At 36.8% G+C, this 23129-nt stretch carries 22 protein-coding genes and 1 riboswitch; of the genes, 16 read left to right on the plus strand and 6 right to left on the minus strand.

From position 1 onward, the window contains the following. Positions 1-21: 21 nt before the first annotated feature. The 4 genes from rnr (at position 22) to DLD54_RS02465 (ending at position 5368) form a co-directional block, all read left to right on the plus strand. Complete coding sequence (gene rnr / locus DLD54_RS02450; RefSeq protein ID WP_109918100.1) at positions 22-2346, plus strand: ribonuclease R; 2325 nt, start codon at positions 22-24, stop codon at positions 2344-2346. Between the two features lie 9 nt (positions 2347-2355). After that, on the plus strand, positions 2356-2814 hold the full coding sequence (smpB, locus tag DLD54_RS02455) for an SsrA-binding protein SmpB (protein ID WP_109918101.1): 459 nt from the start codon (positions 2356-2358) through the stop codon (positions 2812-2814). A 459-nt stretch (positions 2815-3273) separates the two neighbouring features. Further along, positions 3274-3930 (plus strand): nitroreductase, encoded by a 657-nt coding sequence (locus DLD54_RS02460; RefSeq protein WP_109918102.1) that lies wholly within the window; start codon positions 3274-3276, stop codon positions 3928-3930. A gap of 91 nt (positions 3931-4021) precedes the next feature. Then, a complete protein-coding gene (locus tag DLD54_RS02465) occupies positions 4022-5368 on the plus strand; it encodes a hemolysin family protein (protein WP_109918103.1) in 1347 nt (448 codons plus the stop codon). A gap of 39 nt (positions 5369-5407) precedes the next feature. Here the strand turns inward: DLD54_RS02465 and hpt are convergent, their stop codons facing one another. Next, a complete protein-coding gene (gene hpt / locus DLD54_RS02470; protein ID WP_109918104.1) occupies positions 5408-5977 on the minus strand; it encodes a hypoxanthine phosphoribosyltransferase in 570 nt (189 codons plus the stop codon). 241 nt (positions 5978-6218) lie between these two features. On the opposite strand from hpt, the gene DLD54_RS02475 reads away from it, so the two are divergent. Both DLD54_RS02475 and DLD54_RS02480 read left to right on the plus strand, forming a co-directional pair. Beyond that, complete coding sequence (locus DLD54_RS02475; protein ID WP_109918105.1) at positions 6219-7301, plus strand: M42 family metallopeptidase; 1083 nt, start codon at positions 6219-6221, stop codon at positions 7299-7301. 72 nt (positions 7302-7373) lie between these two features. Next, a riboswitch (TPP riboswitch) is annotated at positions 7374-7463 on the plus strand. Positions 7464-7504: 41 nt separating this feature from the next. Next, on the plus strand, positions 7505-8083 hold the full coding sequence (locus tag DLD54_RS02480; protein WP_046326819.1) for an ECF transporter S component: 579 nt from the start codon (positions 7505-7507) through the stop codon (positions 8081-8083). 93 nt (positions 8084-8176) lie between these two features. On the opposite strand, the gene udk is transcribed toward DLD54_RS02480, so the two are convergent. Next, a complete protein-coding gene (gene udk, locus DLD54_RS02485; protein ID WP_109918106.1) occupies positions 8177-8818 on the minus strand; it encodes a uridine kinase in 642 nt (213 codons plus the stop codon). A 263-nt stretch (positions 8819-9081) separates the two neighbouring features. Here udk and DLD54_RS02490 point away from each other — a divergent pair, with 263 nt between their 5' ends. The 3 genes from DLD54_RS02490 (at position 9082) to DLD54_RS02500 (ending at position 10074) form a co-directional block, all read left to right on the plus strand. Continuing rightward, positions 9082-9270, plus strand: coding sequence for a hypothetical protein (locus tag DLD54_RS02490; protein WP_109918107.1), 189 nt, complete (start codon positions 9082-9084; stop codon positions 9268-9270). An 85-nt stretch (positions 9271-9355) separates the two neighbouring features. Further along, complete coding sequence (locus DLD54_RS02495; protein ID WP_046326821.1) at positions 9356-9691, plus strand: PTS sugar transporter subunit IIB; 336 nt, start codon at positions 9356-9358, stop codon at positions 9689-9691. Positions 9692-9702: 11 nt separating this feature from the next. Then, the gene (locus DLD54_RS02500; RefSeq protein WP_038521599.1) at positions 9703-10074 is read left to right on the plus strand and encodes a PTS sugar transporter subunit IIA; all 372 of its coding nucleotides are present in this window, start codon (positions 9703-9705) and stop codon (positions 10072-10074) included. A gap of 50 nt (positions 10075-10124) precedes the next feature. Here DLD54_RS02500 and DLD54_RS02505 read toward each other — a convergent pair whose 3' ends face one another. Further along, complete coding sequence (locus DLD54_RS02505) at positions 10125-11570, minus strand: 6-phospho-beta-glucosidase (protein WP_109918108.1); 1446 nt, start codon at positions 11568-11570, stop codon at positions 10125-10127. Positions 11571-11802: 232 nt separating this feature from the next. Here DLD54_RS02505 and DLD54_RS02510 point away from each other — a divergent pair, with 232 nt between their 5' ends. The 5 genes from DLD54_RS02510 to DLD54_RS02530 all read left to right on the plus strand — a co-directional run bounded on the left by DLD54_RS02510 (position 11803) and on the right by DLD54_RS02530 (position 15541). Next, the gene (locus tag DLD54_RS02510) at positions 11803-12384 is read left to right on the plus strand and encodes a hypothetical protein (protein WP_109918109.1); all 582 of its coding nucleotides are present in this window, start codon (positions 11803-11805) and stop codon (positions 12382-12384) included. A gap of 110 nt (positions 12385-12494) precedes the next feature. Then, complete coding sequence (locus tag DLD54_RS02515) at positions 12495-12965, plus strand: Dps family protein (RefSeq protein ID WP_046326825.1); 471 nt, start codon at positions 12495-12497, stop codon at positions 12963-12965. Between the two features lie 115 nt (positions 12966-13080). Continuing rightward, positions 13081-13773 (plus strand): ribose-5-phosphate isomerase RpiA, encoded by a 693-nt coding sequence (rpiA, locus tag DLD54_RS02520; RefSeq protein WP_109918110.1) that lies wholly within the window; start codon positions 13081-13083, stop codon positions 13771-13773. A gap of 110 nt (positions 13774-13883) precedes the next feature. After that, on the plus strand, positions 13884-14807 hold the full coding sequence (locus DLD54_RS02525) for a nucleoside hydrolase (RefSeq protein WP_109918111.1): 924 nt from the start codon (positions 13884-13886) through the stop codon (positions 14805-14807). Between the two features lie 8 nt (positions 14808-14815). After that, positions 14816-15541 carry a GntR family transcriptional regulator gene (locus DLD54_RS02530; RefSeq protein ID WP_046326828.1) on the plus strand — a complete coding sequence of 242 codons (726 nt, stop codon included), beginning with the start codon at positions 14816-14818 and terminating at the stop codon, positions 15539-15541. A gap of 52 nt (positions 15542-15593) precedes the next feature. On the opposite strand, the gene DLD54_RS02535 is transcribed toward DLD54_RS02530, so the two are convergent. Together DLD54_RS02535 and DLD54_RS02540 are read right to left on the minus strand one after the other, a co-directional pair. Then, entirely contained in the window at positions 15594-15962 is a 369-nt protein-coding gene (locus tag DLD54_RS02535) for a bacteriocin immunity protein (RefSeq protein ID WP_046326829.1), read from the minus strand. 4 nt (positions 15963-15966) lie between these two features. Continuing rightward, complete coding sequence (locus DLD54_RS02540; protein WP_046326830.1) at positions 15967-16731, minus strand: DeoR/GlpR family DNA-binding transcription regulator; 765 nt, start codon at positions 16729-16731, stop codon at positions 15967-15969. Between the two features lie 284 nt (positions 16732-17015). Here DLD54_RS02540 and DLD54_RS02545 point away from each other — a divergent pair, with 284 nt between their 5' ends. Together DLD54_RS02545 and DLD54_RS02550 are read left to right on the plus strand one after the other, a co-directional pair. After that, entirely contained in the window at positions 17016-19418 is a 2403-nt protein-coding gene (locus DLD54_RS02545) for a phosphoketolase family protein (RefSeq protein ID WP_109918112.1), read from the plus strand. Positions 19419-19769: 351 nt separating this feature from the next. Continuing rightward, positions 19770-22439, plus strand: coding sequence for a calcium-translocating P-type ATPase, PMCA-type (locus DLD54_RS02550; protein WP_109918113.1), 2670 nt, complete (start codon positions 19770-19772; stop codon positions 22437-22439). Positions 22440-22537: 98 nt separating this feature from the next. Here the strand turns inward: DLD54_RS02550 and DLD54_RS02555 are convergent, their stop codons facing one another. Then, on the minus strand, positions 22538-22987 hold the full coding sequence (locus DLD54_RS02555) for a GAF domain-containing protein (RefSeq protein WP_109918114.1): 450 nt from the start codon (positions 22985-22987) through the stop codon (positions 22538-22540). Positions 22988-23129 lie beyond the last annotated feature (142 nt).

The following is a 23129-nucleotide window of genomic DNA, read 5'->3' on the forward strand; positions in this document are numbered from 1 at the left end:
TAAGGAAATGGAGTTAAGTGCATGGCACAAAACGAGAATATCTTAGCTAATGTTTTAGAGATTTTTCGTCATAATCCTAAAAAACAATATCAAGTAGAGCAAATTGACCGTATGTTGCGCCGAGACAGGCTTGGCAGTTTTTCAGATATGGTCAAAGCCTTATCCTACCTTGAGCAAAAAAAGAAAATAATTACTGATGGCAACGGTCATTACCAATTGGCTGAAGAAAATACTGAGGTTGAGGGTGACTTTAAAGCCAACAGTAAGGGGTTTGGCTTTGTCAAACTGGATGATGAAGAAGCAGACGATATCTTCATTGCCCGAGATTATACCGCATACGCTGTAGATGGTGACCGCGTTAAAGTTAAAATAACTGCTGGTGGCAATCCTTGGAATGGTAAAGGACCTGAAGGACAAATTAGAGAAATTCTTGAGCGTGGCACTAAAACACTTGTAGGAGAATTTCATCCTTTAACAGATGCTCAAGTAAAAATCAGTCATTTTATTGGTTATGTTTTAAGTGCAAATAAAAAACTTGCCAATTACCGGGTTTATGTCAAACAGGATAGTTTACATCCGCAAAAAAGTGATATTGTCAAAGTTTCCGTTTCAAGTTATCCCGATAAAGATAATCCGGACTCAATGACTGGTGTTGTTACTAATATCATTGGTAATAAAAACTTGCCTGGTGTTGATATTATGGCAATTGTTTCAGAACATGATGTTCGTACGGAATGGTCTGAAGACGCACTTACACAATCTAATGCCATTCCAGATCAGGTTACTGAAGCCGAAATGGCAGACCGCGAAGACATTCGGAATCAGCCTGCAGTTACGATTGATGGTGATGATTCCAAAGACTTTGACGATGCAGTTGTTTTATGGAAATTGCCGAATGGTAATTTCCATTTGGGCGTTCATATCGCTGATGTTGCGCATTATGTTCAGGAAAATTCCCCATTGGATAAAGAAGCTTTTACCAGGGGTAACAGTACCTATTTAGTTGATCGGGTTATTCCCATGTTGCCATTCAGATTGTCTAATGGGATTTGTTCTTTAAACGAAGGTCAAGATCGACTGGTATTATCTTGTGAGATGGAAATTTCACCTGCAGGCGAAAGAGTTAATTACCGCATTCATCCTTCTGTTATGCGGTCACATGGTCGTATGACCTATAACAATGTCAATAAGGTTTTGGATCCTGAAAACCATGAGCAACTGGAGGAAAAATACGTTAAACTTGCTCCAATGCTGCAAGAAATGGCCGAGTTGCATAATGTGCTATACCAAAAAAGACATCAGCGTGGTGCAATTGACTTTGAGGAACCTGAGGCAAAAATTATTGTTGATGATCAAGGCAAGCCAACTGATATTGTTTTGCACAATCGCGGTATTGCCGAAAAAATGATTGAATCTTTCATGCTGCTGGCAAATGAAACCGTCGCTGAAGATTTTTATCGTAAGCATGTACCATTTTTATATCGTGTACATGAAACACCTGATGGTGAACGCATCAAAAACTTTTTTGAATTTTGTAGTGCTTTTGGTCTGCATATTACAGCTGATCCTAATCATATTAAGCCAATTGACTTGCAAAAAGTAGTGGCCAAAACAACGGATACACCAGAAGAAGCAGTTGTGCAGATGATGATGCTGCGGAGCTTAAAGCAGGCGCATTATTCAGAAGAACCGCTAGGGCACTTTGGCCTTGCCGCCAAGTACTACACTCACTTTACTTCACCAATTAGGCGGTATTCTGATTTAATGGTACACAGAATGATTCATGCTTATAGTGAAAAAGGGACAAATCAGAAGGTGCAAGATCATTTTGCCAATTATTTACCAGAAGTGGCAGATCAAACTTCAACTCAAGAAAGAGTATCGGTTGATACTGAAAGAGAAGTAAATGATTTAAAGATGACTGAATTTATGGCAGATAAGGTGGGAGACCACTTTGATGCTGTTGTATCTTCGGTAACTAGTTTTGGAATGTTTATTCAATTACCAAATACAGTTGAAGGATTAATTCATATTTCAAATTTGACTGATGATTTTTACAGTTATAATGAAAAAAGTATGACTTTAACTGGTCGGGGTACTCATAAACAATATCATGTGGGGATGCCGCTGAAAGTGACCCTCACTAATGCTAATGTTGAACAGCACCAGCTTGACTTTGAAATTTATGATCCCAACGCACCTAAGAAGCGGCATAATAGTGGCGGTTTTAAAAATGAAAGACGTGGTAATCGCGGATTTCGCAACGATCATGCCCATAAGGGTCACTATCGCAACAATTTTCAAAAAAATGGCAATCATCCACACTTAAGTAGATATAAACATTAGGTTGAAAAATTGAAAAAAGAACAAAATGATAATTTAATTGCTCAAAACAAGAAAGCACACCATGATTATTTTATAAAAGATACCTATGAAGCGGGAATTGCTTTAACGGGAACTGAAATTAAATCTGTGCGAGCACGACGTATTAATTTACGCGACGGCTATGTGCAAATTATTAATGGTTCAGCCTTCTTAGAGAATGTTCACATTAGTGAATATAAGCAAGGTAATCGTTATAATCATGAGCCTCTGCGCAGTAGAAGATTACTTTTACATAAAAAAGAAATTGCTCGTCTAGCTAAAGATCAGTCTGCCCGCGGAATCGCGATCATTCCTTTAAAAGTTTATTTAAAACATGGTTTTGCCAAGGTTCTGATTGGTGTTGGTCAGGGAAAGAAAAAATATGACAAACGAGAAACCATTAAGAGGCGAGATCAAGATCGTGAATTGCGACGACGTTATAAAATATAAATAAACGGTTTAATTAGATTCTAGTTGAACTGTTTTTTAATTTTCTAAATGATCAATACTTAACAACATGCTGAATTTTAAGGCCAAAATAGTAAATGCAGATTGCTTAATAGCGGTTTCATCATGCGATATTAAAGGTAATTATTGTGATTTATTTATTAAAGTTGGCAGATAAAAAAGCAAAAAGTTAAAAAATTTATGTTATCTTTACTAAATACCTTTGCAATATTGCCTATAATTTATTAATATTATTAATGTGTATATGACTGATTTTATTAGATTGTAATGCTTAAATGTAATGCTTAAATTTGTAACTTTAGGTGAAGCGTAAACAAGTGAGTATTTGAAAATAGAGTTTTTTTTGATTATTTCTACCTGTATTTGAAATTCTAGAGAAATTTTGTTTGAAAAGTAGGGTATTTTGTAATGCTCTTTTTATATGTAAGGATTTGAATCGGAATGGAATTTAATAATGTATATAACCATGAAAGGGTTACTCGCAAGTTTACTAGTAGAAAAGTTAATGAAAAGTTACTTGCCAAAATTATCAAAAAAGCACAGCTTTCCCCGTCACTACTTAATTCACAGCCCTGGAAGGTCTATATGATAACGGGTGATGCCCTAGATGCTTTAAAAAAGGAAGTAAAGGCTCAGATTGATAATAATGTTGAGCCTCATGAAGATTTCGTTAAAATGTTATCGCTAGATTGGGATTCTTATCCTAGTCAAAATATGGCTGCAGTCGGTGCATCACAACCTTATTTTTTTAATAATAAGATGGAACTCTTTTCCGAAGCTAATGATAACATGTTTAACGCTCAGGACATTGCCTTTCTTACTATTCCCAGAACATCTCCGGTTTGGTCTGTTTATGATTTGGGTATTTTTTCTCAAAGTATAATGTTGCTGGCGCTTGATGAAGGTTTATCTATTATGCCGGCACACTCAATGGTGTCATATCCTGAATTAGTCCGCAAATACGGCAAAATTCCAGAAGATGAACTGGTAGGCATGGCAATTGGACTGGGCTATCAGGACAATGCCGCTGAAGTGAATGACCCCAAGTTTTATCCGGACCGTTTGCCTTTTGAAAAAATATATAAATTAGTTAAATAGAGAAGTAATTTATTAAAATAAAGCGCTATTAATGATAAAATGTTAAATAAGAAATTTAAAAGGTGATAATTAATTAAAGGTGATATAAATTTTGAGTACGTCCCAAATAGTTACTAATCTAATAGCAACTTTAGTGATCTTTGTTTTTGCGGCTTTCTTTGTAGCTGCAGAATTTGCTTTGGTTCAAACAAGACCAAGCCAACTTGAGGATATGTTGTCGAATAAGATCGGCAGCCAGCGCAAAGTAAAGCGCGCTTTGCATATGACCCATAATTTAAATGAATATCTCTCTACCACCCAAGTAGGTACAACTTTGGTCGGAGTTGTTTTAGGTTGGTTTTCAGCTGATACTTTGGCTGCTTTATTTGAACGGGCGTTTAATATGATGGAGCTTAATCATTCAGTTATCCGTTCAATCAGTGCAATATTAGGGGTAATCTTACTGACTTATTTAGAAGTTGTAGTTACTGAAATTGTTCCGAAGAACATTGCAATTGATATGCCAGTGAAAATATTGCTTAATATTGTTACTCCACTGCAATTGTTCCATACTTTAGTTTATCCTTTTGTTTGGTTGCTCAATACCAGCTCAAACGGCTTACTAAAGATGTTAGGTTTTGATCCAGCTGATGAGGAAAATCAAGTATATTCCCAGTCAGAAATAATTAAATTATCTCGTAAGGCTGTCCACGGCGGCTCTCTTGATAAAAACGATTTAACTTACATGAAGCGTGCCTTCGAGCTAAATGACAAGATTGCCAAAGACATCATGACTGATAGAACCCGTTTAGTTGTCATTAATTCGACGGATACTATTAAGCAGGCCTTAAAATTGTATCTTGATGAAGGGCAAAGCAGGATTCCCGTTGTTCGAGATAACAATAAGGATGATATTGTAGGATACGTTTATGCGTTCGATGTTGTTCAGCAGAGTAAGATTGATGAGCAAGTCCCTGTCACTCGTATTATTCGCACGATGATCACGGTACCAGAGTCAATGCCTATTCAGGATATTCTGCAGTTAATGATTAAGAAACATACGCCCATTGTATTGGTTGTGGATGAATACGGTGGTACCAGCGGTATTGTCACAGATAAAGATATCTACGAAGAATTATTTGGAACTGTAAAAGACGAAATTGATGATGTTTCTGATGACTATATAATCAAGGACAAGCAAAATAATATCCATGTTTCTGGCAAAACTACTCTTTATGATTTTGCCCGTTATTTTAGAAGGGACATCAAGAGTTTTCAAGATAGCGATATTATAACTATTGGTGGTTATATGATGGAGCATTATCCTAATCTCAAAAAGGGCGATAAAGTCGAGTTGGAGAACTTTGAGTTTAAACTTGATGATATTGAGCAGGGCTTTATGCGTTGGTTTATTGTTAAAGACCTAGGCAAAAAAGCAGAAGCCCCAAAAGAAGAATAGGACGTTAAAAAGGAGTTGACTTAACGACAACTCCTTTTTTTATTTATTATTAACTAATTTAATAATTTCGGGTTTTAGTACACCAATGTAACGCAAGTTACGGTAATAATTCATAAAGTCTAAACCATAACCTACAACAAACTCATTACCTACTTTTGAACCATAATATTCGACTTCAACGTCACTTGTCCTATTAGCTTCTTTATTAAGCAAAACGCAGCACTTGACACTTTTAGCTCCGCGTTTTTTGAGCAAATCCTTCATGTATTCTAATGTCAAACCAGTGTCAACAATATCTTCAACAATTAAAACGTCACGATCTTTTACATCAGTAGCCAAGTCTGAAATAAGTTTAACTTCTCCAGATGATTCCATTTCATCGCCATAGCTGGAAACATCAAGAAAATCAATTTCCGCTTTGACATCCATTTCTCTAACCAAATCGGTTAAAAAGAAAATAGCCCCCTTAAGTGCACCTACAATTAAAGGCTTCTTACCAGCATAGTCAGCAGTAAGCTGTTTGCCCAGCTTAACACACATATTATGGATGTCTTCTTCAGTAAACAATTTGTGATCAATAATATTATTAATGTTGTCGGTTTTTGGCATTTATCTACCCTTCATTTAAAACAATCTAAATTCCTAATAAATTTGATTATATCATTTTTTGGTCAAAAAAACAGATTATTTTTGTCAATTTACGTAATTTATGGAGCTAATTACGTACAAAAAGTATATATATTGTTAAAAGCAGTAGGATTATTTGCAAATCAGCTTAAAGCACTAGTTTAATTAACTGTGACTTTGGTACAATGAAAGATAAGATATTTTAAGTGAAAGGCTGAATAAAATGGATAAAAAACAAGAAATAAAGATGCTTAAAGCTTTTTCAAACGCTAATTCAACATCAGGATTTGAAGAGGAATTTGTTAAGCTTTTTACGGAAACTGTACATGACTTTGCTAATGTCAAAGTTGACGGCATGCTCAATGTGTATGCCAGTAAAAAAGAGAATAAGCCGAATCGACCAGTAATCCAGCTTGATGCGCACTCTGACGCTGTCGGCTTTATTACGCAAGCAGTTCGTCCCAACGGAATGATTAAGTTTGTACCACTTGGCGGCTGGGTAAAGTATAATATTCCAGCTTTACGCGTTAAGATTAAGAACCGTGCTGGTGAATATGTGCCGGGAGTGGTTGCTACTAAACCACCACATTTTATGACAGAAGAAGAAAGAAATAATGTTCCTGATGCAGCTGATATGTCAATCGATGTTGGCTCTAGTTCTCGCGCTGAAACTATTAATGATTATCAAATTGACACAGGCTGTCCTATTTTTGTTGATGTGAAGTGCGAATACAATGAAAAAACCGGCTTATTTTTCGGAAAAGACTTTGACGATCGCTTTGGTGCTGCTGCCATGGCAGATGTCCTTGATAATTTAAACGGTGAAGAAACCGATTTTAATGTCGTAGCGGCACTTTCAAGTCAGGAAGAAGTTGGTTTGCGCGGAGCTTATGTGACTGCCAGAGCTATCAAGCCAGATTTAGCAATTGTCCTTGAATCATGCCCAGCAGATGATACATTTACACCAGATTGGCTGTCACAAACAGGATTAAAACGTGGTCCGATGCTGCGTGATATGGATACGTCGTTTTTACCAAACCCTAAGTTTCAACAGTATGCTTGTGCTATGGCTGATCAAAATCATATTCCGTATACTCGTTCTGTTAGAACTGGTGGCGGTCAAGATGGTGCTGCGATTTACTATGAAAATGGCGCCCCGACAATTGTTATCGGCATTCCAGTGCGTTATGAACATTCGCCATATTGCTTTAGCGCCTATAGCGATTTTAAAGCTGCTGTTGATCTGACAGTAGCCATTATCCGTGATTTGACTAAGGAAAAATTAGCTAGTTTTAGTCAATTTTAATCAGTCTAAAAAAACTATCTTCAAAATTGACCAGAAAAATTATTTAACTTGTGTTATACTAATAAAAATTAAATAAGTCACTAGGGGTGCCAAAAAGCTGAGAAATACCCTCTGAACCTGAACGGGATAATACCTGCGCTAGGGAAGTGTTCAATTAGTTAATGATGATACTCCTAATGACATGTTAAGTTAGGAGTATTTTTATGTTTACAAGATCATCAAAGTGGAATGTAAAGTCAATCATCTTAATTGCACTGATTGGAATTATTATGGGTGTCATTTATACCTATGGCTTTAATTGGGCATTTAATTTAGTTAAAATGTTACTGGTTCCAACTGGCTTTGCCCCGGTCACAGACACTGTCTTTTCAGGTTTATGGCTTATGGCAGGACCTTTAGCAATGTATTTTGTCCCTACAGTGGGTTCGGGTACAGTTGGCGAATTATTGGCTGCCGTTGTGGAAATGGCAATCGGGGGCCAATGGGGAGCCACAACCATTCTATCAGGAGTTATCCAAGGTGCTACCAATGAAATTGGCTTCTTCCCTAAAAAGGAACGTTACCAAAAATTCACTTGGAAAAGTGTTCTGACTGGTGCATTTTTTGCTTCATTTGGTTGTTTTATACCTTCATATATTTTATACGGCTGGAGCAAGTTCAGCATGCAAGTTCAAATTGTAATGTTTATTACCAATATTATTTCAGCCCTAGTTTTTGACGGTGTTTTGGTTAAATTGATTACTAATTTATTTGACAACGCTTTAAAACCAAAAATTGATTAATTAATTTGTTAATAAAAAAAGAGTATTGCGAGCAAGGTGCCCCCCGAATTTAGGACAAATTTGGGGTCACTTCAAAAAAGCAACTACTCTTTTTTATTTTTCCTTTTGACTTAAAATTGAATGCACCTTTGTAGTTAACATGTCAATTGCCACATCGTTTTTGCCACCTTCAGGGACAATGATATCAGCATAGCGCTTAGTGGGTTCGATGAACTGATGATACATGGGCTTGACCGTATTTAAATATTGTTCAATCACTGAATCAATAGAACGACCACGTTCACTTAAGTCCCGCTCTAGTCTTCTAATAAAACGAATATCATCATCTGTATCGACATAGACTTTGATATCCATTAAATCACGTATTTCTTTATTAGCTAAGACTAAAATTCCTTCAAGAATAATAATATCAGCAGGTTCGGTGTGGACAGTTTCTTTGCTGCGAGTATGTTCTTTAAAATCATAAACAGGCATTTCAATGGGTTGATAATTTAAGAGGTCACTTAGCTGTTTCCTAAGTAAAGGAACATCAAAGGCGTCAGGATGATCATAGTTAATATTCATCCTCTTACTCATGGGGATGCCGGTGTTATCCTTATAATAAGAATCCTGCGTCATAATTAAAACGTGTTCATCTTCTTGCATTTGAGCAACGATTTTTTGTGCAATGGTAGTTTTTCCGCTGCCTGAGCCACCAGTAATACCAATCACAACAGGCTTTTCAAGTCTAGACATTATGCCACTCCCTTTTTAATCCTTAAACATTTTACTTTACTTTGTCTTTAATTACCAACAGTTAACGTGAATTTACTTATTCTCGCCAATTTTTTAAAAATATGGTTTAAAATGCGACTTAATTTTTATATTATAAAATGTGAAAAAGGTAATTTGAGCTAATTAATAGTAGGTGCAAAATGAATGATTTGGCATCATCCGGCTCCTCATTTTAAAAAATTGTTGCGCATTCATTTTTGCAGGGCTTTGAAAGAGACGCTGCCATGCTAACTGCTAATTTACCTGCTATTTGCCAGACTAATTTTGATGAGGAAAATTGTGATACATGTATTAAAAGGTTAATTGAAGGCAATGATGACTTATTAGTGGGATTTGACTTAGCCATTGGCGGTAATAATAAAATGGACTGTTCACATCAATTAAAGCTATTATCTTTTTTTGCGAAAAAATAATATTCGTATTAGTAAGCGCTATTTTAATAGTGCTATAATGGAGAAGACAAATCTTAAGATACATTTTAGGAGGAATAGGATTATTATGGCTGAACAAACAATTATGCTCAACTGCAGTGCAGGAATGAGTACTTCGTTACTAGTAACTAAAATGCAAAAAGCAGCTGAAGAAGAAGGCATTAATGCAAAAATTTTTGCCTGTCCAGCTGCAGAAGCTGATCAGCATATTGAACAAGACGAACTTGATTGTGTATTGCTTGGGCCACAAGTTCGTTATATGGAAGATGACTTTAAAAACAAAGTTAAAGGTAAGGGCAAAGATGGCAAAGATATTCCTCTGGGAGTAATCGAAATGCGTGCATACGGCATGATGGACGGCAAAACAGTTTTGCAACAGGCTGAAGATTTAATTAATGGTTAAAGGTGATTGAAATGGCTGAACAAGAAACTTCTGCTCAAAAAGAACAAGAAACATTAGAAGCTGCTATGGGTCTGATTGCAAATGGTGGTAATGCTAAGAGTCTTGCTTTTGAAGCAATTCGGCTAGCTAAAAAAGGTGATATTACTGGAGCCCGTGCCAAGTTAAAGGAATCAGACGAATCTTTGAATGATGCGCATAACTCTCAAACCGGGATGCTTACTAAGGAAGCCCAAGGTGAACATACCAAAGTTACTCTTTTAGTAGTTCATTCACAGGATCACCTGATGAATGCTATCACTTTTAGAGACCTGGCAGGAGAAATAGTTGACCTTTATGAGAAACTTTATCAGGCAAATGCACTGCAAAAAGAATCTCAAAATTAACAAGAACTAATTAAAAAAGTGAAGCTGCATTTGCAGCTTCACTTTTTTTGTTAATTTAAATCTAGACCGTTAGTTTTGATCACCTTTTTATACCAGTAAAATGAATCCTTGCGTGAGCGTTTTAAGGTACCTTGACCAGCATCATTTTTGTCAACATAAATAAAGCCATACCGTTTATCCATTTGCCCTGTTCCTGCAGAAACTAAATCAATTGGGCCCCAAGGTAGATAACCCATTAAATCCACGCCGTCCATTGCAACTGCCTTTTCCATTTCTGAAATATGTTTTCTTAAATAATCAATTCGATACTCGTCGTGAATAGCTTCATCTTTTTCTACTTTATCGTAAGCCCCCAAGCCGTTTTCAACAATAAATAAAGGTTTATGATACCGATCAGTTAAGTGGTTTAAAGCGATTCTTAATCCTACAGGATCAATTTCCCAGCCCCAATCGCTTCTTACTAAGGTGGGATTTACAGCTATCGCTTGAGCTAAATCGTTTAATTTATCAGGTTTAACATTCTGGGCTGAAACAGTCGTTGTTTGGTAGTAACTAAATGCAACATAGTCAACCGTACCTTCTTTTAAAACAATTCTGTCTTCATCACTAATGTCAGGACGATAGCCATTTCGTTCAATATAGGCTTCAACTTCTTGGGGATATTCACCAAAGACATGAACGTCAGAGAACCAGTCACGGCGCTGTTCGAACTTATCAGCTAGCAGCACATCATCTGAAGAAGGTGTTAGTGGTCTAACTGGCGAATAATTAATCATACAACCGATTTGAAAATCAGGATTGATCTCATGACCAATTTTAACAGCTAAAGCCGAAGCAACTAACTCATAATGAGCTGCTTGGTACATCGCTGCTTCTTTTTCCTTGTCGCTCATACCATCGAGTATAATTCCAGAATTGGTAGCCATCAAAAAATCTTCGGTATAAGCTGACTGGTTATCAATTTCGTTAAAAGTCATCCAGTACTTAACCTTATTCCGATAACGTTTAAAACAAACTGTCGCGAAGCGCACAAAGTAATCAATTAATTTACGATTAGTAAAGCCATTGTATTTTTTTACTAAATGAAAAGGAATTTCAAAATGAGATAAGGTAATTACCGGCTCAATACCATAATGGCGGCAAGTATCAAACAAGTCGTCATAAAACTTTAGACCTGCTTCATTGGGCTTTTCATCATCGCCATTAGGAAAAATCCTTGTCCACGCAATAGAAGTTCTGAAGGCTTTAAAACCCATTTCTGCCATTAATTTAATATCTTCTTGATAGTGATGATAAAAGTCTATGGCACTGTGATTAGGGTAATTTTTGCCGGGAATGACACCGTCTGTAATTTCACGTGGTTGAGTGGCAGAGCCAACTGTCATCACGTCAGCTATTGACATGCCTTTTCCGTCTTCGTTCCATCCACCTTCTAACTGATGAGCAGCGACGGCACCACCCCATAAAAATCCGTCTGGCATTTTGGCTGAAAACATTTTTATCTCCCCTTATTAAATGTGATAGCGTTAACAAAAATATTTTATAACAAATAATCTTTTTGCACCAGTTATTCTGAGGGTACATAGCACCAGTTATTTTAAGTATGATAATTTTATTTAGTAATTCTTGCAGAAAATGCAAAAAAATAATGTTAGAGCTTTCAAAAAAATTAAAACGGGATTAAAATAATAGTGAATTGAAATTTAATTTTTAGGAAGGATGGTAATTATGTTTACTTTTGGTAAAAAAATGAACTTTTGGCCTTTATCTTTATCTTTGGGCTTATCTGTATTTATTGGTTTAGCCTTCTGCCTTCTTTTTAATTTTGTTGCACCTAATTTGATTTTATGGTCATTATTACCTGCAGTCCTATTTTTTATATTAATGGTGGCAGTATATTACCCGTTAATTTTACAGTACGGCTATAATTATTGTGAGATTTCACAAGACCAGATTAAATATTATGATTTTAGTAATTACTGGCAAAAGGTGATGATGGTCTTTAGAGGACCTTCTAGCCCTATGAAAGCTGTCCCAATGAGCAGTGTTAAGAGCGCTAAGCCGTATGGAAAAGAAGATCTCACACAACTTCCTGCTCTAGCAGCTGATTTTGTTTTTATTGGTCTTTTTGCCGGGAAAATGGCTACAATTAAAAATGCTTATGGCATTGAACTAGAACTTGATAATGGTGACAAACTGCATATTTCTACAGCTAGAGAAAAAGCCGATCATCATGATCAAGGAATTGAAAAAACTCATGAGGCTTTACACCTAATTAAGCACAATATTGCTATGGGTCAGTTTGCCTAAATCAGAGTGATTGAATAATAAAAATTATAAAACAATATTTTAGTATTAATAGCGCTTACTCGCTATAATAAAAGTGTAACAATATTAAGTAATTTTGGAGGCACTTTTATATGAAATATCCAAAGACTAAAGAAGTTTTAAACCAACTGGTTGCTGATTTGACACAATTACATATGGTTGTGCATCAACATCACTGGTATATGCGTGGTAACCGCTTTTTGAAGTTGCACCCATATTTAGACAAAGTAATGGACGAATTAGCCGATCAGTTGGATGAAGTTTCTGAACGTTTGATTACTCTAGATGGCTCTCCAGTTTCAACATTAAGTGAAATCGCCGCAAAGACTAAAATTCCTGATGAAAAAGGGAATTGGAATGAAACCATTGATGAACGCTACCAAAAGATTATTGACGGCTATCATTATCTTGATCAGCTTTATGAAGAAGGCATCAAGGTTAGTGATGAAGAAGGAGATTACTCCACTAATGATTTGTTAACTGGTTTCCATTCAGACGTTGAAAAGCGGATCTGGATGATGTCAGGTGAAATTAATAAAGCTCCAGAACTTGATCCAGAATAATTTTGATGAGAAAGCAGTTATAATAACTGCTTTTTTTGTGTCTTCATTTAGTTTTCTTTTTGCTATAATGAATTTAATTTAACATTCGTTTAATTATTTAGAGAAAGCAAGGATCATGGATAAAGAAGAACAAGATAAATTAAAAAAGCAGGCAGCAGTTAGAGCAGCTGGTTTGGTTAAGTCTGGTATGAAGTTAGGCGTCGGAACCGGTTCAACTGTAGCATTTCTAATTGATGAGTTGGGTAGGCGCAGAAAAGAAGAAGGACTTAAGTTAAAGGCGGTCGTCACCACTTCAAGTAGAAGCAAAAAGCAAATGGAAGAATGGGGTTTTAAGGTAGACGAATTATCATCTGTTACTCAACTTGACCTGACCATTGACGGCGCTGATAGGTTAGCTGCCAACTTTGATGGTATTAAAGGTGGTGGCGGAGCTTTGACTATGGAAAAGAACGTAGCTGTTAATTCGCAAAAAGTAGTCTGGATTGTTGACGAATCAAAAGTAGTAGACCGCCTAGGTGGTTTTCCGTTGCCAGTTGAAGTATTGCCAATTTCTTGTGAACAAAATTTTCAGCGTTTTAAAAACGCAGGCTTAAACCCGCAATGGCGTATGTCTGGAAAAGAACGCTTGGTAACGCATTATGGTAACTATATTATAGATTTAAATGTTGATCCGGTGCCTGTTCCGGAAGGGTTAGCCGCTTACCTTGATCACACGGTAGGTGTTGTGGAACACGGACTTTTCCTAGACATGTGCGAGGAAGCAATTATTGCACATTCTGATGGCACAATAGAAGATCGTCAAAAATAAAATTTAGGGACTAACTTGAACTGCTTTAACGAGTTAGTCTTTTTTTTGCCAGCAAGTAATGCTTAAATTTGGTATCATTATTCTATAACTATTTTAAAAGAAGGATACTTATGTTAAAAAAACCATTGATAATTAGTACTGATCCGGGAATTGATGATGTAGTGGCACTTACTGTTGCTTTATTTTCGCAAAAGCTTGACGTAAAATTAATAGCTGCTACTTGGGGCAATGTCCCTCTTTCAAAGACTTTGGCAAATTCATTAAAATTAGAAACTTTTTTAGGAACAAGAATACCAGTGGTAAGTGGTGCGGTAAGACCGTTATTGCGTAACCAGATAGATGCGTCTGATGTTCATGGAAAAAGCGGTCTGGCTGGGTTTGATTTCCCTGAACCAGATAAGACCTTATTGAAACCGGGAATAGCTGCAGAAGCTATTCATGATGTAGTCAAAAAGAGCACTGAAAAGGTAACCTTAATGCAGATAGGGCCAGCAACTGATTTTGCACTCTATTTCAGGCAATTTCCAGAAGATCTGCCTAAAATTGAGCAATTGGTGATAATGGGTGGTGCTATTGGCCGCGGTAATTGGGGTCCTTATGCAGAGTATAATGTTGCAGGCGACCCAGAAGCAGCTCAGATAGTTTTCTCAAGTGGTGTCAAAATTTTACTTGCACCTCTTGAATTAGGACATCAGGCATATATCACGCAGGCCACTCTGGAAAGAATTAAAAATACGGGTAAAATTGGTGATATGTTGTATCATATTATGACCAATTTACACGATCATACGGATAGTAATGGTCGTGAAGTATATGATGCTCTGGCGGCAGGGATGTTAATCAAACCTGAAATGTATACTTTTAAGCCAGCCTATGTTGTAGTAGATACAACCAGCACTAATGCTTATGGCGCATCGATGATTGATTTTGACGGCTTTTTTGACCAACCAACTAATGCTCAGGTGGGTGTTAAGATTAATCAAGAAAAATTCGCCGAGTGGCTTGTTGCTGAAATTGAAAAAGCTGATAACTGAGGTAAAAAATGGCAGATTTTGTTTATCGCACAGTGATGCGTGATATTAAACAAAAAATTTTAGATAATAAATATGATGGCATGCGTCTTCCAGATGAACGGAGTCTTGCTGAGCATTATCAAGTTAGCCGCTCATCGATGAAAAGAGCGATGGAACTTTTGTCTCAACAGGGAATTGTTTTTAAAAAACGTGGTAGTGGCACTTTCATCAACCCTTTGTATTTAAAAAATCAATCTCTGTTTCGTTATGAAGGCTCAAACTTAGGTTTGACTGATAGTCTTAAGGTTCCGGGCAAAAAGCAGGGTATCAAGCTGCTTGATTTTAATGTCATTAAAGCGCCATCAAGTATCGCGCAAGATTTATTTCTTAAAGAAAATGATTTTGTTTATGAATTCAAAAGACTGCGTTTTTTAGATCAACAACCTTTTTTAATTGAAACAGGTTATTTGCCTATTAAAATTGTTCCCGAACTAAAACCGGAGCACTTGCAAAAGTCGCTCTTTAATTATTTAGAAGATTCGCAAAATAAGGTCGTAACCAAAGCCTTTCTCAATATTACGGTGGAACCGTCAAATGATGAAGACCAGAGTCGACTTAAATTAAGGGCAAACGAGCCAGTGGGCGTAATGGAAGGTATTTTCTTTTTGGATGATGGTACGCCTTTTGAGGTATCGACAATGCGTATTCATTACCAATACATGCGTTTTAATACCTTTGTTAATTTAAATAAATAAAAAAGCAGGCTTTTGCCTGCTTTTTTGGATACATTCTATAAAAAGAAAAAATTTAATATGTGCGAAATTGCTGCATGTCTGTGATAGGTCCAGAATAGACGAAATTCAGATCGATGTGCTTAGTCTTGTCACTGATATTATTCAATAGTTTTTGTTGAAAGGAAGTTAGATGTAAATGCTGCAATACAACTCGTGACTGAATATACATGACTAATTTACCAGCATATGCCAGTGGATGATCGTGACTATCAAATTTACGCATCACGAGTCCTACGGCATCACGAATTTGCTTATATTTGGCAATATTTAATTCATTATAAATATTATCAAAGAAACTATTATAAAACAGATCTAAGTCCTGATACACATCTGCAATCAATTTGTCATTCTTATTTGAGCAATTGTTAAAAAATTTAAGCATAGCCTCACTTCCTTAAGACCGAAATAAACTGAGTATTCGGCGCAAAATGTTCTTTTATCTTCTGAGCCAAAGGTTCATCAGTAATAACTACATCAACCTGACTTAAAGGAATTGACATAAAAGGAGAAGTATTTTGACTATTGAATTTGTATTTTTCAGCTACAACCACAACTTGTTTTGCTCTAGATGCTGCAACCCTGATTAACTCTGAATCGCTCATTCTAGTGAGATAGATGCCATCACTTTTAACATTTGAAGTACCTATAAAAGCCGTGTTGAATGTCATACGTCTTAAAGTATCAAGCGAAGTGACAGAGTAGTTAAACCTATGTTCCTTATCAACTTTGCCCCCTAGAAGTCGAACGTTTGGTAATTTAGATTGCATTAATGCCAAAGAATTATCTATGGAATTAGTAACTATTTGCAAGTCCATGCCGTTAATTAACTCACATAGCTTTTTCAAAATGGTAGATGGGCCAATGAAATCGAACTGATTGGGGTGAACAAATTTTTGAGCCTTCTGAGCCATCTTGGTTTTAACTGGTGAATCAATAGAGCTTCTAGTTAAAAAATTGGGTACATCATCTTGGTCGACCGCTATTAAGCCACCATGAACGCGAATGGCTTGTCCAGTTGAAGTTAACCGCAAAACATCTCGTCGTGCCGTATCAAATGATACATTAAAATAATCCGCTAATTCTCGTGTAATCAAATGATGTTTTTTGTTAAGCAATCGTTTGATTTGTTGAATTCTAGCTTCTTGTGTCATCTTGCTTCTCCCGCTAACAATTTACCATTATTTTTTCTTTTATTTAACGATAATTCAGTATTTCAAATATAATTATCAGTATTTATCAGTATTTGAACATAAAAATGCTGAATAGTAAACCCAAAATGCCTTTTTATAGGGTATAAATTTTTACTTTGAATAAGCATTCACTGATTTTTAAAATTGGAACGAACCAATTTGTAAAATGGTTGAACTAAGATGAAAACTTGCTATAATATGTTTATCAAGTGAATTTTAGCAAACAGTAAAAAGGGAGAATTAAAATGGCAGTTGATTATGATTCAAAAGAATTTTTAAAAAGTGTTGATGCCCACTGGCGTGCCGCAAACTACTTATCTGTTGGTCAGCTCTTTTTGATGAGCAACCCATTATTAAAACATGATTTGCAGGCAAGTGAAGTTAAGCCTAAGCCAATTGGACACTGGGGCACCATTTCACCACAAAACTTTATTTATGCCCATTTAAACAGAGTTATCAAAAAATATGGTCTAAACATGTTCTATATTGAAGGTTCAGGTCACGGCGGCCAAGTGATGGTTTCTAATTCCTACCTTGACGGCTCATATAGTGAACTTTATCCTGAAATTCAACAAGATGAAAAGGGCATGGCTAAACTCTTTAAACGTTTTAGTTTTCCAGGTGGGTCAGCTTCACATGCCGCACCAGAAACTCCTGGTTCCATGCACGAAGGTGGAGAATTAGGCTACTCTCTTTCTCATGGTACAGGTGCAATTTTGGATAATCCTGATGTGATCGCCGCAGTTGAAATTGGTGATGGTGAGGCTGAAACTGGTCCACTTGCAGCCAGCTGGTTTAGTGACAAGTTTATTAATCCGATCAAAGACGGGGCAGTTTTGCCAATTTTGCAAATTAATGGTTTCAAGATTTCAAATCCGACAATTGTTTCCAGAATGTCAGATGAAGAATTGACCAAGTATTTTGAAGGCATGGGCTGGCATCCTTATATTATTTCCGCTTATAACGGTGGCGAGTTTGACGGCTATAAAGATCACATGCAAATTCATGAAGAAATGGCCAAACTAATGGACACCGTAATTGAAGAAATTAAGGCTATTCAAAAGAATGCTCGTGAAAATAATGATGAAACTTTGCCACACTGGCCGATGATCATTTTCCGTGTACCAAAGGGCTGGACAGGTCCAAAGAAGGATCTTGATGGTAACCCAATTGAAAACTCATTTAGAGCTCATCAAATTCCGATTCCAGTTACTCAAGATGATATGGAACATAAAGACATGCTGGTTGATTGGCTTAAGAGTTACAAGCCAGAAGAATTGTTTGATGAAAATGGTGTTCCGACTGAATTAGTAACAGCAGATAACGTTACTGGTGACAGTAGAATGGCTATGAATCCAATCACTAACGCAGGTGGAGAGAAAGCTAAGCGTCTTAGTTTGCCCGATTACCGTAAGTATGCCTTAAAATTTGATCAACCAGGTTCAATTGAGGCTGAAGACATGACGGAATGGGCTAAATATTTAAACGAAATTGCTGAACTTAATCCCAATACTTTCCGGGGTTTTGGACCAGATGAATCTAAGTCTAACCGCTTATTTAAGTTTATTGATGAACAAAAACGGCAATGGGAAAGCTCTGTTCATACACCTAATGATGAAAACTTGGCACCAAGCGGCCGTTTAATTGATTCTCAATTATCAGAACACCAAGCTGAAGGTTGGCTTGAAGGTTACGTTTTATCAGGTCGTCATGGTTTCTTTGCTACTTACGAATCATTTGGTCGGGTTGTTGATTCAATGTTAACTCAGCACATGAAGTGGTTAAGAAAAGCTAAGGAACAGTATTGGCGCAAAGATTACCCATCACTTAACTTTATTGCAACTTCAACTGTGTTCCAACAAGACCATAACGGTTATACTCACCAAGACCCAGGTGTATTGACTCACATGTATGAAAAGAATCGTCCTGATTTAGTTCATGAGTATTTGCCTGCTGATACCAACTCCTTGCTGGCAGTTTCGCAAAAAGCTTTTACAGATCGTGAATGTATCAATATTCTGGTTACTTCTAAACAAGAAAGACCACAATGGTTCTCAATTGACGAGGCAACTCATATTGCTGAACACGGCTTATCATATATTGATTGGGCATCAACTGATCAAAATGCCAAACCAGATGTTGTGTTTGCTTCAACTGAAACTGAACCAACAATGGAATCGTTAGCAGCGATCGACCTCTTGCACAAGAGTTTCCCTGATCTCAAAATTCGTTACATCAATGTCATTGATGTGATGAAGTTGATGAATACCAAAGACAATCCGGAAGCAATTTCAGATGCTGAATTTGAGCAATTGTTCCCAAGTGATGTGCCAGTGATTTTTGCATGGCATGGCTATAAAGCGATGATGCAGTCAATCTGGTTTGGCCGCAAACGCAGCAATGTTCATATTCATTGTTATGAAGAAGAAGGAGATATTACTACTCCGTTTGATATGCGGGTGGTTAACGAACTTGACAGATTCCACTTGGCAAAAGATGCTATTTTAAGCGTTTCTCGGTATGCAGATAAAAGTGCAGGCTTTGTAGCAGAAATGGACAGATTACTTGCAAAACACCACCAATACATCCGCGACAATGGTAAAGATATGCCTGAAGTTACTGAATGGAAATGGACAGGCTTAAAATAATAACAATTCAAACAAGTAAAAAAGAGTCTGGAAAAAAGCTCTAACCTAACTAAAAAGGCTGATAAATCACGTCAATAAAACGTTGATTTGTCGGTCTTTTTAAATTGTGAAATTTTTTATTTAACTTCAAAGAGCACTTTTTCCCAGATTCTTTTTTGTTTAAATAATTTTAACGGTCTAATTCTTGTTAAAAATAAAAAAGTTATTTATAATAGATATGATCATAAGGGAGTAACAGCAATTACTTGCGATAAGCCCAACACCCGAAGAAATACTTCTGGACTTATCTTAAATAGTGAGACTTGTGTGTGTTGTACATATAAGTCTCTTTTTTGTTATTAGGAGGTAAAAATGCCCCAGAATTTTTATAATCAAAAAATTGATGATGTAGCTCAAGAGTTAGCCACATCAAAAAGTCAGGGTTTAAAAACAAGTCAAATTAGTGAATTGCGCACAAAATACGGCGCTAATAGTTTGGCCAGTAAAAAGAAAACCAGTATTTGGCAACGGTTTTTAGCGCAATTTAAAGATTTCATGATTATCGTTTTGATTGTGGCTGCACTGCTGTCAGGCTTTGTGGCACAAGAATGGACAGATGCTGCTATTATCATGATCGTGGTCATTTTAAATGCCGTTTTAGGTGTTTTTCAAGAAACCCGTTCAGAAGAAGCTATTAATGCTTTAAAGAAAATGGCAACACCTAATGCTCATGTCCGCCGTGACGGTCAAATTATGGAGATCCCAAGTACAGAATTACTGCCTGGCGATGTTGTTTTGCTTGAAGCAGGAGATGTAGTGCCGGCTGATTTAAGGTTAACGGTAACTAAGAGCCTTAAAATCGAAGAATCAGCTTTAACTGGTGAATCTGTTCCAGTTGACAAAGTTTCAACCACTATTGACGAAGAAAAAGTAGCATTAGCTGATCAAGATAATATGGCTTTTGCTAATACTAATGTCACTTATGGGCGCGGTGAAGGTATCGTTACTGAGATTGGGATGAACACCGAAGTCGGTAAAATTGCTACTATGCTTAATAACACTGACGAAACGGATACACCATTAAAGCGTAACCTCAACCAATTGGGTAAGACACTCACTATTATGATTTTACTCATTTGTGCTGTGGTATTTGTGGTAGGCTTTTTTACTAAAAAGGGAACGGAGCCTACTAACAAGCTCGCAATTGATATGTTCTTAGTAGCAGTTTCGCTTGCTGTTGCGGCAATTCCTGAAGGCTTGCCTGCCATTGTAACCATCATTTTAGCTTTAGGTACACAGGTAATGGCTAAGCACAATTCGATTGTACGTAAGCTGCCTGCCGTTGAAACCTTGGGAGCTACTGATATTATTTGTTCCGACAAAACCGGGACTTTAACTCAAAATAAAATGACAGTGGAGCAGGTATATTACGACAATGAAGTCCATAAATCAGCTGCTGGTATCAGTCAGGATAATCATGCGCTAATGGCGATGGTTTTGGCTAATGATTCCAAGTTGGATGATAATAATAAACTTTTGGGTGATCCAACTGAAACTGCTCTAGTTCAGTATGCGCTTGATCAAAAAATTGATGTGCATGATTTAATTGCCAAGCATAAAAGGGTGCAAGAGGTCCCATTTGATTCTGGGCGCAAGTTGATGAGTACTGTGAACGAAAATAATGGTCAATATTTCGTAGCTGTCAAAGGTGCTCCTGATCAACTGCTTAAGCGGGTTACACGCATTGATCTTGACGGTAACGTCACTGCAATCACCGACAAACAAAAAGAAGAAATTATGCTTTCAAACCAAAACATGGCACAAAATGCTTTACGTGTTCTAGGTTTGGCTTATAAACCTGTTAAGCAGCTATATGATGATCCTACAACTGCTAACGTCGAGCAGGATTTAATTTTTGCTGGTTTGGTAGGGATGATTGATCCTGAACGGCCGGAAGCCAAAAAGGCAATTGTGGAAGCTCATAATGCCGGTATTAGAACTGTTATGATTACAGGTGACTTTCAGGTAACTGCACAGGCAATTGCGGAAAGACTGGGTATTTTAAAGCCGGGACAAGATGAACGAGTAGTCACCGGTGCTCAACTTGATGAATTTAGCGATGAGTATTTAGAAAAACATGTGACTGACTTTGAGGTTTACGCCAGAGTTTCACCCGAGCATAAAGTTCGCATTGTCAAGGCTTGGCAATCTCAAGGCAAAATTGTAGCTATGACAGGCGACGGAGTTAATGACGCACCTAGTTTAAAGCAAGCTGATATTGGAATTGGCATGGGTATTACCGGTACTGAAGTATCAAAGGGCGCTAGTGACATGGTTTTAGCAGATGACAACTTTGCTACTATTGTTGAAGCTGTCAAGCAAGGACGTAAAGTCTTTAGCAATATTCAAAAAGCCATTCTTTACCTAATGAGCTGTAACGTCGGTGAAGTTTTAACAGTATTTATGATGACTATGTTAGGCTGGGATATTTTAGCTCCAGTACAGTTATTATGGATTAATTTAGTAACCGATACTTTGCCTGCTATTGCCTTAGGTCTTGAACCTGTTGAAAAAGGCATCATGAAACGAGCACCGCGTGGTAAAAAATCCAACTTCTTTAGCGGTGGTGTTGCGAGTTCAATTATTTATCAAGGAATTTTAGAAGGGGGTATTGTTTTAACTACTTATCAGTTGGGCTTGAATTTTGGTCCTCATATGGGTAATGCCAATTTACAACATGCTGATGCTTTGACAATGGCCTTTCTCACCTTAGGGTTAATACAACTGTTTCACGCCTTTAATTCTAAATACATTCACCAATCAATCTTTTCCCAGAGGACTTTTGCTAATAAATGGTTTAACTGGGCAATACTGATTTCTGCTATTGTCATGGCAGCTGTTGAATTGCCTTTCATGACCAAGTTCTTTGATGTGACTGAATTAAATTCAACTCAATGGTTGATAGTTTTAGGGGCTGGAATTTGCATGATTTTGATTGTTGAAATCGTTAAGTTATGTCAGCGTTTAGCTGGTAAAAAATAGCACAACTAAAATTTAATATCTTATAAAAAAAGATGATAAATTTGGGTTTAATTAACCAAATTTGTCATCTTTTTGTGTATATTTTGAAAGTGAGTTGCTTAGTTTAAAATAAGAGCGGCAATTTGCGACAAGTAATCTGCATCCACCTGATCAAATCTGCTAAAGCTATTGCTGTCAAGATCAAGCACTGCAATAAGATTATTATTTTTTAAAACAGGAATTACAATTTCAGAATTTGTATTGGCATCACAGGCGATATGACCAGAGAATTGGTGGACATCAGGCACAATTTGAGTTTTGCGCGTTTTTGCTGCTACCCCGCAAACCCCTTTTCCGAGTGCAATATGCATGCAGGCGACAGGGCCCTGAAAGGGTCCTAAAATTAACTCTTGCTTTTGATAACGATAAAACCCGGCATAGCTGACGTCTTTTAAGCCGTTATAAAGCAGAGCGCTGATGTTACTCATATTGGCAATTAAGTCGTGTTCATTTTGCAGCAGACTTTGAGCTTGTTTATAAAGTAGTTGATAATTTTCACTTTTTTTCATAAAAATCTCCTTTCTAAAAAGTGTAATCCAGCTTGTTTGAATTTAAAAGTGGTAATATGCAAATAGAGCTAGTTTATTTACCAGATAATTTTAATTATTACTGGCAACTTTTACCGGTAAAATATTATTAATGAACATAAAA

Origin of the sequence: Lactobacillus helsingborgensis, from assembly GCF_003173695.1 — a bacterium.
In the GTDB taxonomy this organism is placed as follows: domain Bacteria; phylum Bacillota; class Bacilli; order Lactobacillales; family Lactobacillaceae; genus Lactobacillus; species Lactobacillus helsingborgensis.

Coding starts and splice junctions, on each gene's coding strand:
- rnr (WP_109918100.1), top strand. CDS start 22: ATGGCACAAAACGAGAATATCTTAGCTAATGTTTTAGAGATTTTTCGT.
- DLD54_RS02460 (WP_109918102.1), top strand. CDS start 3,274: ATGGAATTTAATAATGTATATAACCATGAAAGGGTTACTCGCAAGTTT.
- hpt (WP_109918104.1), bottom strand. CDS start 5,977: ATGCCAAAAACCGACAACATTAATAATATTATTGATCACAAATTGTTT.
- DLD54_RS02475 (WP_109918105.1), top strand. CDS start 6,219: ATGGATAAAAAACAAGAAATAAAGATGCTTAAAGCTTTTTCAAACGCT.
- DLD54_RS02480 (WP_046326819.1), top strand. CDS start 7,505: ATGTTTACAAGATCATCAAAGTGGAATGTAAAGTCAATCATCTTAATT.
- udk (WP_109918106.1), bottom strand. CDS start 8,818: ATGTCTAGACTTGAAAAGCCTGTTGTGATTGGTATTACTGGTGGCTCA.
- DLD54_RS02490 (WP_109918107.1), top strand. CDS start 9,082: ATGCTAACTGCTAATTTACCTGCTATTTGCCAGACTAATTTTGATGAG.
- DLD54_RS02495 (WP_046326821.1), top strand. CDS start 9,356: ATGGCTGAACAAACAATTATGCTCAACTGCAGTGCAGGAATGAGTACT.
- DLD54_RS02500 (WP_038521599.1), top strand. CDS start 9,703: ATGGCTGAACAAGAAACTTCTGCTCAAAAAGAACAAGAAACATTAGAA.
- DLD54_RS02505 (WP_109918108.1), bottom strand. CDS start 11,570: ATGTTTTCAGCCAAAATGCCAGACGGATTTTTATGGGGTGGTGCCGTC.
- DLD54_RS02510 (WP_109918109.1), top strand. CDS start 11,803: ATGTTTACTTTTGGTAAAAAAATGAACTTTTGGCCTTTATCTTTATCT.
- DLD54_RS02515 (WP_046326825.1), top strand. CDS start 12,495: ATGAAATATCCAAAGACTAAAGAAGTTTTAAACCAACTGGTTGCTGAT.
- rpiA (WP_109918110.1), top strand. CDS start 13,081: ATGGATAAAGAAGAACAAGATAAATTAAAAAAGCAGGCAGCAGTTAGA.
- DLD54_RS02525 (WP_109918111.1), top strand. CDS start 13,884: ATGTTAAAAAAACCATTGATAATTAGTACTGATCCGGGAATTGATGAT.
- DLD54_RS02530 (WP_046326828.1), top strand. CDS start 14,816: ATGGCAGATTTTGTTTATCGCACAGTGATGCGTGATATTAAACAAAAA.
- DLD54_RS02535 (WP_046326829.1), bottom strand. CDS start 15,962: ATGCTTAAATTTTTTAACAATTGCTCAAATAAGAATGACAAATTGATT.
- DLD54_RS02540 (WP_046326830.1), bottom strand. CDS start 16,731: ATGACACAAGAAGCTAGAATTCAACAAATCAAACGATTGCTTAACAAA.
- DLD54_RS02545 (WP_109918112.1), top strand. CDS start 17,016: ATGGCAGTTGATTATGATTCAAAAGAATTTTTAAAAAGTGTTGATGCC.
- DLD54_RS02550 (WP_109918113.1), top strand. CDS start 19,770: ATGCCCCAGAATTTTTATAATCAAAAAATTGATGATGTAGCTCAAGAG.
- DLD54_RS02555 (WP_109918114.1), bottom strand. CDS start 22,987: ATGAAAAAAAGTGAAAATTATCAACTACTTTATAAACAAGCTCAAAGT.